Origin of the sequence: Lentzea sp. NPDC051838 (genome assembly GCF_040681245.1) — a bacterium.
GTDB lineage: Bacteria > Actinomycetota > Actinomycetes > Mycobacteriales > Pseudonocardiaceae > Lentzea.
The window spans coordinates 309,046-324,076 of record NZ_JBFAYI010000004.1; the positions used below are offsets into that span (position 1 = coordinate 309,046).

At 69.6% G+C, this 15,031-nt stretch carries 11 protein-coding genes; 10 read left to right on the top strand and 1 reads right to left on the bottom strand.

Annotated elements, in window-relative coordinates; genetic code table 11:
• Window positions 1-24 precede the first annotated feature (24 nt).
• The 10 genes from AB0M24_RS12690 (at window position 25) to AB0M24_RS12735 (ending at window position 14,601) form a co-directional block, all read left to right on the top strand.
• Window positions 25-933 carry a carbohydrate ABC transporter permease gene (locus AB0M24_RS12690; protein WP_363765161.1) on the top strand — a complete coding sequence of 303 codons (909 nt, stop codon included), beginning with the start codon at window positions 25-27 and terminating at the stop codon, window positions 931-933.
• Between the two features lie 6 nt (window positions 934-939).
• Window positions 940-1,968 carry a LacI family DNA-binding transcriptional regulator gene (locus AB0M24_RS12695; RefSeq protein ID WP_363765164.1) on the top strand — a complete coding sequence of 343 codons (1,029 nt, stop codon included), beginning with the start codon at window positions 940-942 and terminating at the stop codon, window positions 1,966-1,968.
• A gap of 108 nt (window positions 1,969-2,076) precedes the next feature.
• On the top strand, window positions 2,077-4,113 hold the full coding sequence (locus AB0M24_RS12700) for a glycoside hydrolase family 31 protein (RefSeq protein ID WP_363765167.1): 2,037 nt from the start codon (window positions 2,077-2,079) through the stop codon (window positions 4,111-4,113).
• Window positions 4,110-6,065 carry a beta-galactosidase gene (locus AB0M24_RS12705; RefSeq protein WP_363765170.1) on the top strand — a complete coding sequence of 652 codons (1,956 nt, stop codon included), beginning with the start codon at window positions 4,110-4,112 and terminating at the stop codon, window positions 6,063-6,065. The genes AB0M24_RS12700 and AB0M24_RS12705 overlap by 4 nt, the downstream gene beginning before the upstream one ends.
• Window positions 6,065-7,891, top strand: a complete 1,827-nt coding sequence (locus AB0M24_RS12710) for a glycoside hydrolase family 36 protein (protein WP_363765173.1) — start codon at window positions 6,065-6,067, stop codon at window positions 7,889-7,891. The genes AB0M24_RS12705 and AB0M24_RS12710 overlap by 1 nt, the downstream gene beginning before the upstream one ends.
• Window positions 7,888-9,339, top strand: coding sequence for a glycoside hydrolase family 43 protein (locus tag AB0M24_RS12715; RefSeq protein WP_363765176.1), 1,452 nt, complete (start codon window positions 7,888-7,890; stop codon window positions 9,337-9,339). Before AB0M24_RS12710 ends, AB0M24_RS12715 begins: the two co-directional genes overlap by 4 nt.
• A 74-nt stretch (window positions 9,340-9,413) precedes the next feature.
• Window positions 9,414-11,357, top strand: a complete 1,944-nt coding sequence (locus AB0M24_RS12720) for a cellulase family glycosylhydrolase (RefSeq protein WP_363765179.1) — start codon at window positions 9,414-9,416, stop codon at window positions 11,355-11,357.
• Between the two features lie 151 nt (window positions 11,358-11,508).
• A complete protein-coding gene (locus AB0M24_RS12725) occupies window positions 11,509-12,576 on the top strand; it encodes an SGNH/GDSL hydrolase family protein (RefSeq protein WP_363765182.1) in 1,068 nt (355 codons plus the stop codon).
• Window positions 12,577-12,595: 19 nt separating this feature from the next.
• Window positions 12,596-13,849 carry a discoidin domain-containing protein gene (locus AB0M24_RS12730; RefSeq protein WP_363765185.1) on the top strand — a complete coding sequence of 418 codons (1,254 nt, stop codon included), beginning with the start codon at window positions 12,596-12,598 and terminating at the stop codon, window positions 13,847-13,849.
• Complete coding sequence (locus AB0M24_RS12735) at window positions 13,780-14,601, top strand: galactose oxidase-like domain-containing protein (RefSeq protein ID WP_363765188.1); 822 nt, start codon at window positions 13,780-13,782, stop codon at window positions 14,599-14,601. Before AB0M24_RS12730 ends, AB0M24_RS12735 begins: the two co-directional genes overlap by 70 nt.
• Here the strand turns inward: AB0M24_RS12735 and AB0M24_RS12740 are convergent.
• Window positions 14,594-15,028, bottom strand: coding sequence for a nitroreductase family deazaflavin-dependent oxidoreductase (locus AB0M24_RS12740; RefSeq protein ID WP_363765191.1), 435 nt, complete (start codon window positions 15,026-15,028; stop codon window positions 14,594-14,596). The two genes, AB0M24_RS12735 and AB0M24_RS12740, sit on opposite strands and share 8 nt — an antisense overlap.
• Between the last annotated feature and the right edge of the window lie 3 nt (window positions 15,029-15,031).

Sequence of the window (15,031 nt, forward strand, 5' to 3'; positions counted from 1 at the left end):
CCAAAACCTGTTGCGCCCCAAGCGGTGCGGCGCAAGAACGACCGCCCGGCCTGGGAGGAACCGCCGACCGTGCTCGGCGAGGCCGGCAAGGGCATCACCCTGACCGGCGTCCTGCTGGTCATGCTGGTCCCGCTGTGGATCATCGTCGTCACCAGCCTCTCGACCCAGGGCGCCGTGAACCGCGCGGGTGGCCTGGTGATCTGGCCGGACGGCATCACGTTCGAGGCCTATCGGGTGATGCTCGCGGACTCGACGGTTCGCAGCGCGTTGCTGGTGAGCCTGGGCATCACCGCGGTCGGCACGGCGGTGTCGATGGCCGTGTCGGTGATGTGCGCCTACGGCCTGTCGCGGTCGGGATCCTTGGGCCACCGCTTCATCCTGACGTTGCTGATCATCACCATGTTCGTCAACGGCGGGCTGATCCCGACCTTCCTGGTCGTGACCGGGCTCGGCGGGTACGGGCAGTGGTGGGCGCTGATCCTGCCGAGCGCGGTGTCGGTGTTCAACATCCTGATCCTGCGCGCGTTCTACTCGAGCACCTCGGCCGACCTGATCGAGGCCGCGCGGATCGACGGGGCGGGGGACTGGCGGATCCTCTGGTCCATCGTGCTGCCGACGTCGCGCGCGGTGACCGCGGTGATGGCGTTGTTCTACGGCGTCGGCTACTGGAACTCGTTCTTCAACGTCATGTTGTACATGCCGACCGACAGCGAGAAGTGGCCGTTGCAGTACGTGCTCTTCACCTACGTCAACCGCGGCAACGGCATGCCGGGCTCGGTCAACGGCGGCTTCGGCGACCAGTTCTCGCAGACGGCGCCGCTGTCGTTGCAGATGGCCGTGGTGGTCCTGACGCTCGTTCCGCTGCTCGTCGTTTATCCGTTCGTGCAGAAGCACTTCCGCACGGGCGTTCTGACCGGTGCGATCAAGGGCTGAGAACTCATGGTGACCATTGCCGACGTGGCCAGGCACGCGGGCGTCTCGTCCAGCACGGTGAGCTACGTGCTGAGCGGCAAGCGGACGATCTCCGCCGAGACCCGCGACCGGGTGCGCGACGCCGTGCGCGAGCTCGGCTACCACCCGCACGCCGGAGCACGATCGCTGGCGGCGCGCCGTTCGCACATCGTGGCGCTGATGGTGCCGCTGCGCACCGACGTCTACGTCCCGGTGATGATGGAGATAGCGATCGCGGTGACCACGGCGGCCCGGCAGCACGGCTACGACGTCCTGCTGGTCACCAACGACGAGGGGCCGGACGGGGTGCGCCGGATCGCGGGCAGCGGCCTGGCCGACGGCGTGATCCTGATGGACGTCGAACTGGACGACGAGCGCATCCCGGTGCTGCAGGCCCAGGGCACCCAGGCCGCGCTCATCGGCCTGCCGCGCGACGTCCGCGGCCTGTCCTGTGTGGACCACGACTTCGCCGCCGCTGGAGCGTTGTGCGCGGACCACCTCGCCGATCTCGGGCATCGCGAGATCGCGTTCATCGGCTACGGCTCCGGGGTCTACCACCGGCACGCGGGCTACGCCGAACGCACGCTCGCCGGACTCCGCGACCGTGCCTCGCGGCGCGGCCTGCGGTTCCTGCACCGCACCTGCGAGGGCACGTACGAGAGCACCGCGGGGACGCTCGCCCGCATCCTCGCCGACCGGCCCGGCACCACGGGTTTCGTGGTGCAGAACGAGAGCGCGATCGGGCCGCTGCTGACGTTGTTGCGCACCAGCGGGCGCACGGTGCCCGAGGACGCGTCGGTGATCGCCCTGTGCCAGGACCAGCTGGCTGAGCAGTTCGCGCCCAAGCTCACCGCGGTGACCGGGTCGGCGCAGGAGCTCGGGCGGGTCGCCGTGGACCAGATCATGCGCAGGCTCGGGGTCGTGAACGGTGGGGGCAGGCCCGGCGACGAGCTGGAGCTGCTCGATCCCGTGCTCACGGTGCGCGACAGCACGGGGCCTGCACCGCGCCTGGCTTGACCGCCCTACCCCGCACCACACCTGCGTCGACCGCCGTACCCCGCACAGGCCCCGCCAGCCCCGAGTCCACTCGACCTTCCCGCACTTCACATCCGCGAGGAGTTCCGCATGCCCCACCACTTCCGCGACCTCGGCACCGCCCTCGAATGGCGCGCCAAGGGCGAGACCCTGCGCGTCGAGGCCTGGGGCCCGCACGCCGTCCGGGTCAGGGCGACACCGGGCGGGCCGCTGCTCGACGATCTCCCCGGAGCACTGCAAGCCACGCCACCGGACGGCGGCGACGCGCAGATCAAGATCGCCGAGCACCACGCGACGCTCGTCAACGGCCGCATCACGGTCCGGATCGACGCGCACACCGAAGGAAAGCTCACCCCGGGGCTTCGCGCGTCCGCGGGTTCGCTGACGTTCCTCAACACCGAAGACGGCACCGAACTGCTCGCCGAGCAGCCCGCCCACTTCTGGTGGCCGGGCCCGAGGCTCGCCACCCCGACCGGCAACGGCCACCACCGGCTGGAGCAGCGTTTCCAGGCCTACCAAGGCGAACGGCTCTACGGCCTCGGCCAGCACACCCACGGGATGCTGAACCAGAAGGGCGCCGTGATCGACCTGGTGCAGCGCAACGGCGAGGTCACCATCCCGTTGCTGGTGTCGGACCGCGGCTACGGCCTGCTGTGGAACTCACCCGCGATCGGCAGGGTGGAGCTCGCCGAGACCGGCACGCGCTGGGTGTCGGACAGCGCGCGCCAGATCGACTACTGGATCACCGCCGGCGAGCCGGCCGAGGTGCTCAGTGCGTACGCGGACGCGACCGGGCACGCGCCGGAGCTGCCGGAGTGGGCTGCCGGGTTCTGGCAGTGCAAGCTGCGCTACCGCACCCAGGACGAGCTGTTGGAGGTCGCGCGCGAGTACAAGAGGCGTGGGCTGCCGTTGTCCGTGATCGTCTGCGACTTCTTCCACTGGACGCATCTCGGCGAGTGGAAGTTCGACCCGCAGGAGTGGCCGGATCCGGCGGCGATGGTGCGCGAGCTGGACGAGATGGGCGTCCAGCTCATGGTCTCGGTGTGGCCGTCCGTCAGCCCAGCCAGCGAGAACCACGCGCCGATGCTGGACCAGGGGTTGTTCATCGGCACCGAGGCCGGGCCGATGGCGCACGCGGACTGGCCGGACAAGGGGCTCGGCGCCTACTCCGCGCAGGTCGCGTTCTACGACGCCACCAACCCGGAGGCGCGCGAGTACGTGTGGGAACGGATTCACGACGGCTACCGGAAGTTCGGCATCAAGGTCTTCTGGCTGGACGCCGGCGAACCCGAGCTCAAGCCAGGCCACCAGCAGAACCTGCGCTACCACGCCGGTCCCGGGCTGGAGGTCGGCAACCTCTACCCGCGTGAGAACGCCCGCACTGTCCACGACGGACTGAAGGCCGAGGGGGAGACCGAGATCATCTCGCTGAACCGGTCGTCGTGGGCTGGTGCGCAGCGGTACGGCGCCGCGTTGTGGTCTGGTGACATCGGCACGGACTTCGCCTCGCTGCGCACCCAGATCAAGGCGGGCCTGAACGTGATGATGTCCGGAATCCCCTGGTGGACCACGGACATCGGGGGCTTCCACGGCGGCGACCCTGATGATCCGGCGTACCGCGAGGTGCTCGTGCGCTGGTTCCAGTACGGCACGTTCTGCCCGTTGTTCCGGCTGCACGGCTTCCGCGGCGCCGAGCAGGTGCTGGAGCCCGGGATGACCGGCCTGGCCAACGAGGTCTGGTCGTACGGCGAGCAGGCCTACGAGATCCTCGCCGCGCATCTGCGGCTGCGGGAACGCCTGCGCCCCTATGTGATGGAGCAGATGCGGATCACGAGCGAGACCGGTGTGCCGCCGATGCGACCGTTGTTCCTGGAGTTCCCCGGCGACCCGGTGGCATGGCAGGTGGAGGACGAGTTCCTGCTCGGCCCCGACCTGCTGGTGGCTCCGATCACCGAGGCGGGGGTCCGCGAACGCGCCGTGCACCTGCCGTGCGGAGCCCGGTGGACCGACGCGTGGACCGGTGAGGAGCACTGCGGAGGACAGACGATCGTCGTCGCGGCGCCGATCGACCGAATCCCGCTGTTCCTGCGCGACGGGACCGAGTTGCCCGTGCGGGAGGCGCGGTGATCACGCGAGGGCTCGCGTTCGGTGGCGACTACAACCCCGAGCAGTGGGACGAGCGGGTCTGGAAGGAGGACGACGAGCTGATGCGCGAGGCCGGGGTCAACCTGGCGACGGTCGGGGTGTTCTCCTGGGCGTTGCTGGAACCGGAGGAGGGCCGCTACGACTTCGAGTGGCTCGATGCGCACCTGGAACGGTTGCACGCCAACGGCATCGCGGTCGACCTGGCCACGCCGACCGCCTCGCCCCCGCCGTGGTTCACGCTGGCGCACCCGGACGCGATGCCGGTGACGCCGGAGGGCGTCCGGCTGTCCCACGGCAGCCGCGACACCTACTGCCTCACGGCTCCTGCCTATCGCGCGGCGGCCCGGCGGATTGCCGGAGCACTCGCGCAACGCTACGGCGACCACCCGGCGGTGGCGATGTGGCACGTGCACAACGAGTACGCGACGTTGTGCTGGTGCGACCACACCGCCGCGGCTTTCCGCGGTTGGCTGCGTGCGCGGTACGGCTCGCTTGACGCGCTCAACGAGGCGTGGGGCACGGCGTTCTGGAGCCAGCGGTACGGCGACTGGGAGCAGATCCTGCCGCCACGCGCCACCCAATGGCACCGCAACCCCGGCCAGACACTGGACTTCAGCCGGTTCTTCTCCGACGAGGTGATCGCGGCGTACCGGGAGCAACGGGACGCGATCCGCACCCACAGCGATCGTCCGGTGACGACCAACCTGATGCTGCCCGGCTACCAGAACATCGACCTGTGGGCGCTGGGCCGTGAGGTCGACGTCGTGGCGATCGACCACTACCCGGACGCGCCGGGCCTCGACGCCGCCGCGGACGCCGCCTTCGCCGCGGACCGCGCCCGTTCGTTCGCGGGCGGCAAACCGTGGCTGCTGATGGAACAGGGCACCAGCACCGTCTACAACGGCGACCGCGTCCTGGCCAAGCAGCCCGGCGAGATCCTGCGCCACTCGCTCGCCCACATCGCGCGCGGGTCGGAAGGAGCGCTGTTCTTCCAATGGCGCCAGTCGAAAGCGGGTGCCGAGCAGTGGCACTCGGCGATGGTGCCGCACGCCGGACCGGACAGCCGCGTGTTCCGCGAGGTGAAGGAGACCGGCGCGGCGGTGGCGCGGCTGGCGGAGGTGGCCGGCTCGACGGTCACGGCGCACGTGGCGGTGCTGCACGACTCCGACGCGTGGTGGGCGTTGAACTCCGACGGCCTGCCCTCGTCCGAGCTCGCCTACCACCCGGCGTTGCGCCGGGCGCACCGGGCGTTCTGGGACGCGGGTGTCGTCACCGACTTCGCCCACCCGGAAGCCGACCTGAGCCGCTACCGGCTCGTCGTCGCGCCGGCGCTGTACCTGTTGTCCGACAAGGGTGCCGAGAACCTGCGGCGGTACGTCGTCAACGGCGGCACCCTGCTCGTGCAGCACTTCAGCGGAGTCGTCGACGAGCACCTGCACGCCAGGCTCGGCGGTTTTCCCGCCGCACCGCTGCGGGAGGCGCTCGGCATCAGGGTCGAGGAGCACCGGCCGCTGGCACGCGGCGAGAGGATCGCGCTCTCCGACGGGTCGCACGGCACGGCGTGGAGCGAGTCGCTGCGGGTCGAGGGTGCCGAGACGATCGCCGCCTACCCGACCGGTTCCCCGGCGCTGACCAGAAACCGTTGCGGTGCAGGCACCGCTTGGTACCTGTCCACGCGGCTCGACGGAGTGGATCACGCGGCACTGGTCGCCGAACTGCTGGACTCCGTCGGCGTCGGTCCTGTGCTCGCGGGCCTTCCGCCGAACGTCGAAGTGGTCACGCGCGAAGGCGAGGACTGCCGCTGGCACTTCGTACTCAACCACCGCGCTGAGCCGGTGTCGTTGGCGAGCTCAGTCCACGACCTGCTGACGGGCGGGCCGGTCGAGGAGGTTCCGGCGGGCGGATGCGTGGTGCTGCGGGAAGGACGGCCGTGATGACGGTGGAGATCACGACCGCCGAGCACGGCCGCACCTGGTCGAGCAACCGGCTCGTCGGCACAGCGATCGGGGCGCGGCTGGGGCAGCAGCCGTTCGACGAAGAGTCCGGCTTGGCCGTGGAGGTGCTGCAACAGTCCTTCGACGGTGTCGTGCGCGCGGAAGTCCTGGTGCGCAACGAGGGCACCTCGCCGGTGCGCCTGGAGTCGGTCACTTCCTTGGTGGCGAAGGATCTGGCGTCACCGGACGACGCAGAGGTGCTGTGGGCGGAGAACGACTGGCTCGCGGAGTGCCGGTGGCGGAGCGAGCCCCTGGTCGAGCGTGCCAAGAGCGCGTTCATCGTCGCCGGACGAGGTGTGTGGTCCAGTTGCGGCCACCTGCCGATGGGCGGGCTCACGGAGCGCAAGACCGGCCGTACGTGGGTGTGGCAGATCGAGCACAACGGCGGCGGCTGGCGTTGGGAATGCGGCGTGCAGGACGGCGCGGCCTACGTCGCGCTGTCCGGACCGGAGGACCACGACCACGGCTGGAGCCGGCTGCTGGCGCCCGGCGAGGAGTTCCGCACGGTGCCCGTAGCGCTGGCGTTCAGCGAGGACGGGCCGGACGGTGCGTTCGCCGCGCTGACCCGCTACCGCCGGGAGACCCGCCGCCCGCATCCGGATCACGAACGCTTGCCGGTCATCTTCAACGACTACATGAACTGCCTGATGGGCGATCCGAGCACGGCCAAGCTGCTTCCGTTGATCGATGCTGCGGCCGACGCCGGTGCGGAGTACTTCGTCATCGACGCCGGCTGGTACGCCGAGAAGGACGAGAACTGGTGGGACACCGTCGGTGCCTGGCAGCCGTCCAAGTCTCGTTTCCCCGGTGGCCTGGGCGAGGTGCTGGCGCGGATCCGGGACCGCGGCCTGGTTCCCGGCCTGTGGCTGGAGCCGGAGGTCGTCGGCGTGCGCAGCCCGGTGGCCGCGTCGCTGCCGGACGAGGCGTTCTTCCGCCGTGACGGCGTGCGGGTCACCGACTGCGGCCGCCACCACCTCGACCTGCGTCACCCCGCCGCGCGCGCCCACCTCGACGAGGTGGTGGACCGCCTGGTCGGCTGGGGTGTCGGCTACCTGAAGCTCGACCACAACATCAACCCCGGCTCCGGCACCAGCGCTCGTCCCGGCGAGAGCCCCGCCGACGGTCTGCTCGGCCACAACCGGGCTCACCTCGACTGGCTCGATGCCGTGCTGGACCGCCACCCGCACCTCGTCCTGGAGAACTGCGCGTCCGGCGGCATGCGGCTGGATCACGCGTTGCTGTCGCGGATGCAGCTGCAGTCCACCAGCGACCAGCAGGACCTGGCCCGCTACGCGCCGATCGCGGCCTCCGCGCCCACCGCCGTCACGCCCGAGCAGGGTGCGGTCTGGGCCTATCCGCAACCGGAGGACTCGCTCGACGAGGTCGCGTTCACCATGGCGAGCGCGCTGCTCGGACGCGTCCACCTGTCCGGCAAGCTCGCGGACCTCGGCCTTGCGCAGCGCGAACTCGTGCACGAGGCATTGGCCGTGTACAAGGAGATTCGCTCTGATCTGCCGCACGCGGTGCCGTCGTGGCCGCTCGGTCTGCCCAAGTGGGACGACCCGTGGCTGGCCCTCAGGCTGTCGACCTACCTCCTCGTCTGGCGGCGCGGCGGGGAGGACACCGTGACGGTGCCGGGTCTGTCCGATGTGGAGCTTCTCTACCCGGCTTCGACTGCGGCGAAATGGTTCTCCGACTCGTCCGGGCTCGTGCTGACGCTGCCCTCCGCACCCTCCGCCGTCCTGTTCAGAGGAGCTGACCGGTGACGAACCCCGTGATCCCGGGAATGCACCCCGACCCCAGCGTGTGCCGGGTGGGGGAGGACTACTACCTGGTGTGCTCCAGTTTCGAGTACTTCCCCGGCATCCCGGTCTTCCACAGCCGTGATCTCGTGAACTGGACGCAGATCGGCAACGCGCTGACCCGGCCGAGCCAGTTGCTCCTGACCGCGGAAACGCCGTCGTCGGCTGGGATCTACGCACCGACCCTGCGCCACCACGACGGCCGGTTCTGGCTGATCGTCACCAGCGTGAGTCACGGCGGCGGCAACATGATCTTCACCGCCACCGACCCGGCCGGCCCGTGGTCCGACCCGATCCCACTGCCCGCTGTGGGCGGCATCGACCCGGACCTCGCCTGGGACGACGAGGGCAACTGCTGGTGCACGGTCGCCGGGGTGTCGCAGTACCGCGTTGATCCGACTTCGGGCGAGACCTTCGGTGAGCCGCGACGGCTCTGGTCCGGCACGCCCGGTGCCAAAGCCCCGGAGGCGCCGCACCTGTACCGGATCGGCGACCACTGGTACCTGATGATCGCGGAAGGCGGTACCGAACGGGGCCACGGCGTCTCGATCGCGCGCGGCCCGTCGCCTCAGGGACCGTTCGAACCCTGTCCGGCCAACCCGATCCTGTCGCACCGCAGCACGGACGAGCCCGTCCAGAACACCGGGCACGCGGATCTGGTGCAGGGACCCGATGGTTCGTGGTGGATGGTGTTCCTGGGGGTGCGGCCCGGTGGCGGTACACCGGGGTGGCACGTGCTGGGGCGGGAGACGTTCCTGGCGCCAGTCAGCTGGGTCGACGGGTGGCCGGTGGTGGGCGACCTGGTCTCCGCGCCGGCCTCGGAGTTCTCCGACCACGACGACTTCGAGGACAGCGACCTGCGGCCGTGCTGGATCTCCCCGCGCGACCGCTCCGAGCAGCACTGCACCACGAAGGACCGGGCCGGCTGGCTCACGCTGCACGCCCGCGGCTCCACGATGGACGACCCGGCGGTCGTGTTCGTCGGCCGGCGTCAGCAGCACCTGTCGTGCACGGCCCGCACGCTGATCGACCCGGCGGCGGGGAGCGGCGGGCTCGCGGTGAGGTTCGACGAGGAACACCACTACGAGATCGAGGCCGGCTCCGGCGAGGTGCGGGTGATCGCCCGTGTCGGTCCACTAAGGACGATCGTGGCGGCACGGCCGGCGGCGGGACCGCTGGTGCTGAGTGTGCGCGTCGAGGAGGCGCGAGAGCTGCGGGACGCGCGTTCCGGACCGGACACCATCTCGTTCAGCGTCGAGGAACCGGACGGCACGGTCACCGTGCTCGCCGCGCTCGACGGCCGGTACCTCTCGACGGAGGTGGCCGGTGGCTTCACCGGGCGGGTCATCGGCGTGTACGCCGCGACGGGCACCGTCCACTTCGACTGGTTCGACTACCAGCAGGGCTCGTAACGATCACTGACGATTGTGAGGGGTTCATGTTCGGATTACGAACTGCAGCAACACTTCTAGGTGCGTTGGTCGCGATGACCATCCCCGTGACCACGGCCGAGGCGGCGGAGGCCGGGTGCCGCGTCGAGTACTCGGTGACGGGGCAGTGGGACGGCGGGTTCGTCGCGAACGTCGCCGTGACGAACCTTGGCACGGCGCTCGACGGCTGGCAACTGGGCTGGGAGTGGCCGACGGGGCAACAGGCGGGTCACGCCTGGAACGCCAGGCTCACCGAGTCCGGCAGCGGGGTCACCGCCGCGGACGCCGGCTACAACGCCAGGCTCGCGGCGAGCGGGACCGTGACGTTCGGCTTCAGCGGCACCTGGTCGGCCGCCAACACGGCGCCGTTGTCGTTCTCGCTCAACGGCGTCACCTGCGTGCACGCCGGGAGGCAGCTGACCGCGATGGAGGCCACCGCGGCGATGCAGCCGGGGTGGAACGTCGGCAACACGCTCGACTCGACCGGTAGCGACGAGACGTCGTGGGGCAACCCGCGCATCACGGAAGCGTTGCTGGACAACGTGAAGGCGCAAGGGTTCCGGAGCATCCGCCTGCCCGTCACGTGGAGCGCGCACATGGCCCCCGACGGCACGGTCGAGGCCGCGTACCTCGGTCGCGTCAAGGAGGTCGTGCGCTGGGCGTTGGCGCGCGACCTGTACGTGATGATCAACCTGCACCACGACTCGTGGCAGTGGATCTGGAAGATGCCGACCGAGCACGACCAGGTGCTGAGCCGGTTCACCAAGGTCTGGACGCAGCTGACGAGCGCCTTCGCGGAGTTCGGGCAGAAGCTCACGTTCGAGAGCTGGAACGAGCCGCAGTTCACCGGCAGCACCGGCAAACCGCAGGAGATCGCGCTCAACAGCGAGCTGAACGCGGCGTTCCGCGACGTCGTGCGCCGCTCGGGAGGCAACAACGCCACGCGGCTGCTGGTCCTGCCGACCCTGCACACCTCGTCCGAGCAGACGTACGTCGACCCGCTGGTGGAGCAGATCCGCGGCTTCAACGACCCGAACCTGATCGCCACCGTGCACTACTACGGCTATTGGCCGTTCAGCGTGAACATCGCGGGCGGCACCAGGTTCGACGCCACAGCGCAGAAGGACGTCACCGACACGTTCGACCGCGTGTCCACCAGCTTCGTCGCGCGGGGCATCCCGGTGATCATCGGTGAGTACGGCCTGCTCGGCTTCGACCGGCACACCGGCACGATCGAGCAGGGCGAGAAGCTGAAGTTCTTCGAGTACTTCGGCTACCAGGCCCGCGCCAAGAAGGTCACCACCATGTTGTGGGACAACGGCCAGCACCTCGGCCGCACCTCGTTCCAGTGGAGCGAACCGGAGCTCTACGCGCAGCTGAAGTCCAGCTGGACGACCAGGTCCGGCACCGCCTACACCGACCAGGTGTTCAGCGCCCGATCCAGCGCCATCACGGCCAGGACGATCGCGCTCAACCTCAACGGCACCTCGTTCACCGACCTCTACCACGGCACGACGAAACTCGTGCGCGGCAACGACTACACGATCTCGGGCGACCAGCTCACCCTGACCGCGGCGGCGCTGACCAGGCTGAGCGGTTCGCGGGCCTACGGCACGAACGCGGTGCTGACAGCCCGCTTCTCCCAGGGCGTGCCGTGGAAGCTCTACGTCATCACTTACGACACACCGATCCTGTCCGCCGCCACCGGGACCACGGCGTCGTTCGACGTCCCCACGGCGTTCCGCGGCGACCAGCTCGCCACGATGGAGGCGAAGTACGACGACGGCAGCAACGCCGGCCCGCAGGACTGGACTTCCTTCAAGGAGTTCGACTACACGTTCACGCCGAACTACACCGACGGCCGTACCAGGCTGAAGCCCGAGTTTTTCGCGGCCGTGCGGGACAACGCACGGGTGATCCTGACGTTCCACTACTGGAGCGGGGCCAAGGTGACCTACTACGTCACCAAGTCCGGCAGCACGGTCACCGGCACGACCTGATCGGTCCGAACGGCTGATTGAGCGCGGCCAAGATCAGACTAAGGTAGTGGAACATTCAACCACTGCCTTGGTCTGGTCTCGGAACAGTTCCCGGAGCGATCCATCAATCGTCCACAGTGGACGCTCCAACCGACGTCCTGCGGAGGTAACGGTGAAGCGGTTCAAGTCGGCGCTCGTCGCCGCGTTGACGGTGTTGGTCACGACCAGCGGAGTGGGACTGGCGGCGAACCCGCTCGCCCAGGCGCACACCGCGGGCAGGGTCACCGCGTCCGGCCAGTTCACCTGGCCCGGCGTGTACTTCGAAGGCAGGTTCCGCGGCACCGGGGTCGGGATCGTGCTCGACGACTCGGCGAACGACTACGACGTGCAGATCGACGGCACGACGGTCGCCACGCTGGTGATGCCGGGCAAGACCACTTACTGGGCCGGCAACCTGAGCAACAAAGAGCACCGCGTCCGGCTCATCAAGCGGACCGAAAGCCCTTGGGCGGCGGGGAAGTTCGGCGGGTTCGTCGCCGCGAACGGCGGGGCGATCCTCGCGCGGCCCTCCGCACGCCCCAGGCAGATCGAGCTCATCGGCGACTCCCTGACCGCGGGCTACGGCAACCTCTCCACCACCCGCGACTGCTCCGCGAACGGCGGCGTCGCCCGCAACACCAACACCGACGTCAGCTTCGGCGCCCTCACTGCCCGCGCGCTGAACGCCGACTACCAGGTCAACGCCTTCTCCGGCCGCGGCATGGTCCGCAACTACAACGGCGGCGAACCCGGCACCAGCTACCGCACCTACTACGACCGCGCGCTGCTGAACGTCGACGGCGACGTGTGGCAGAACCCCGGCACGTGGAGGCCGCAGGTCGTCGTGGTCGGCTTGGGCACCAACGACTTCTCCACGGCGTTGCATCCCGGCGAGCAGTGGCCGGACCAGAACAGCCTGGTCAGCGCGTACAAGTCCGCGTACCACGGATTCCTCGACAAGCTCCGCACCCGGTACGGGTGGAGCACCACGATCGTCGTGAGCACACCCGACGCCTCCGGGACGTTCGCCGACGCGGTTCGCCAGATCGTGCAGGAGCGCAAGGACCGCGTCCGCTACTGGAACTACAGCGATCCGGCGCTCGACCGGCTCGGCTGCGACTGGCACTTCTCCGCGCGAGACCACCGGCTGATCGCCGGGAAGCTCGGCGCCTACCTCTCCGGGCTACCGATCGCCTGGTGATGAGCAAGAAAAGCAGGGAATGAAGCGAAGAACACTGGTAAGACCGACCCACCTCGCACTGGTTCTGGCCGTGGTCGCGGCGATCTCACCCCACCTCTCGGGCGAGCACCCGGAGGAATCCCATCACCACCAGGAGATCGCCGCCGCCGCGATGATCCCCGCGGCGGAGAAGCTGCCCAGGAACGGCTGGGTCGCCTCGTCGAGCAGCGAGGACTCGGGCGGTGAGACGGCGAACGTGCTGGACGGCAACCCCGCGACCATCTGGCACAGCCGGTGGCGCACCGCCACGTCGTTGCCGCAGTGGCTGACCATCGACATGGGAACCGCCCAGCGCGTGTCCGGGCTGGTGTACACGCCCCGGGCCGATCGCGGGAACGGGCGGATCGGCCGGTACGAGATCCGCCTGAGCCTGGACGGGAACTGGGGCGAACCGGTCGTGACGGGCACGCTCGCCGACGACGTCGCGGCCAAGACGATCTCGTTCGAGGCGAGCACAGCGCGCTACATAAGGCTTACGGCGTTGTCAGAGGCGGGCGGGCGCGGACCGTGGGCGAGCGCGGCGGAGATCGACCTGCTCGGCGACCCCGGACCGCGGCCACCGTCGCAGGGCGATCCGAGCGTCGTCGGGAAGTGGGGGCCGACGCTGGGCTTCCCGATCGTGCCTGCTGCCTCGGCGGTGCTGCCCGGAAACCGGCTGCTCACGTGGTCTGCTTACGCGGCAACAGGTTTCGGCGGCGCCAACGGCTACACCCAGACCGCGATCATGGACCTGACCACCGGCCAGGTCACCGGACGCAAGGTCGAGAACACCGGGCACGACATGTTCTGCCCCGGCACGTCGATGCTCGCTGACGGCCGCATCCTGGTCACCGGTGGCAGCAACGCGAAGAAGGCCAGCCTGTACGACCCGCGCACGGACACGTGGAGCGGCGCGCCGGACATGACCATCAGCCGGGGTTATCAGGGCCAGACGACGCTCTCGACCGGCGAGGTGTTCACCGTCGGCGGTTCGTGGTCGGGCGGGCGCGGCAACAAGTCCGGCGAAGTGTTCTCGCCGAAGGACAACCGCTGGCGGCGCTGCCGGACGTGCGGCCGAACCCGTTCTTCACCGCGGACCCGGCCGGTGTCTACCGCGCGGACAACCACGCGTGGCTCTTCGCGGGCAGCGGCGGCAGGGTGTTCCACGCGGGTCCCAGCGCGACGATGCACTGGATCGACACCGCGGGTCGGGGCAAGGTCACCGACGCGGGCACCCGCGGCAACGACGCGATGAACGGCAACGCCGTCATGTACGACATCGGCAAGATCCTCACGGTCGGCGGCGCGCCGGCGTACGACGACTCCGATGCGAGTGCAGCCGCGTACACAGTGGACATCACCGGAAACACGCCCACCGTCCGCAGAGTCGCGGACATGGCCGCGGCGCGCGCACTCCAGAACAGCGTCGTGCTGCCGGACGGCACGGTCGTGGTGGTCGGCGGGCAGACCCGCGCGGTGCTCTTCAGCGACCAGAACTCGGTGCTGGAGCCGGAACTGTGGAACCCGGCGACCGGCCGGTTCACCAAACTCGCCCCGATGGCGGCGCCCCGCAACTACCACAGCGTGGCGAACCTGCTGCCAGACGGCACGGTGTTCTCCGGCGGCGGCGGGCTGTGCGGCAAGTGCGCCACCAACCACCCGGACGGGCAGATCCTCGTGCCGCCCTACCTGCTGAACCCGGACGGCACGCGCAAGGCCCGTCCGGCGATCACCTCGGCGCCGTCGACTGCGGGATATGGCTCCACGATCACCATCGGTACCGACCGGGCGGTGAAGGGGTTCGCGTTGATGCGGCTCAGCGCCGTGACGCACTCGGTCGACAACGACCAGCGTCGCGTCCCGTTGTCCGCGACGACGGCCTCGCCGACGTCGTACCGGGCAGCGATCCCGTCCGACGCCGGGATCGCCCCTCCTGGCAACTACCTGCTGTTCGCGCTGGACAACGCCGGTACGCCGAGCGTGGCCGCGCCGATCAGGATCAGCTGACCGGGTCGAGCACGAAGACGGGGATCTGCCGGTCGGTCTTCGTCTGGTACTCGGCGTAGGACGGGTAGGCGGCGACGGCGCGTTCCCACCACTGGGAGCGTTCGTCGCCGTCGACCTCGCGGGCCACGTAGTCCTTCGTCACCGTCGCGTCCTGCAGCACGATCTCCGGATGCGCCTTGATGTTGTGGTACCAGGTGGGGTGCTCGGGCGCGCCGCCCTTGGACGCCACCACCGCGTAGCTGCCGTCGTGCTCGACGCGCATCACGGGGGTGTAGCGCAGCTTGCCGCTCTTGGCGCCGCGCACGGTCAGCAGCACGATCGGCTTGCCGAGGACCTTGATGCCCTCGGTGGTCCCGGTCTCCAGGATCTTCTTCGTCTGGTTCTGCACCCACTCGGTGGGGCTGAGCTCCACGCTCTCGTCTGCCATGTG

What these genes read in the sequence shown, in the direction of transcription:
- AB0M24_RS12700 (WP_363765167.1), top strand. Translation starts at nt 2,077, where the DNA reads ATGCCCCACCACTTCCGCGACCTCGGCACCGCCCTCGAATGGCGCGCC.
- AB0M24_RS12720 (WP_363765179.1), top strand. Translation starts at nt 9,414, where the DNA reads ATGACCATCCCCGTGACCACGGCCGAGGCGGCGGAGGCCGGGTGCCGC.
- AB0M24_RS12710 (WP_363765173.1), top strand. Translation starts at nt 6,065, where the DNA reads ATGACGGTGGAGATCACGACCGCCGAGCACGGCCGCACCTGGTCGAGC.
- AB0M24_RS12730 (WP_363765185.1), top strand. Translation starts at nt 12,596, where the DNA reads ATGAAGCGAAGAACACTGGTAAGACCGACCCACCTCGCACTGGTTCTG.
- AB0M24_RS12740 (WP_363765191.1), bottom strand. Translation starts at nt 15,028, where the DNA reads ATGGCAGACGAGAGCGTGGAGCTCAGCCCCACCGAGTGGGTGCAGAAC.
- AB0M24_RS12695 (WP_363765164.1), top strand. Translation starts at nt 940, where the DNA reads ATGGTGACCATTGCCGACGTGGCCAGGCACGCGGGCGTCTCGTCCAGC.
- AB0M24_RS12735 (WP_363765188.1), top strand. Translation starts at nt 13,780, where the DNA reads ATGCACTGGATCGACACCGCGGGTCGGGGCAAGGTCACCGACGCGGGC.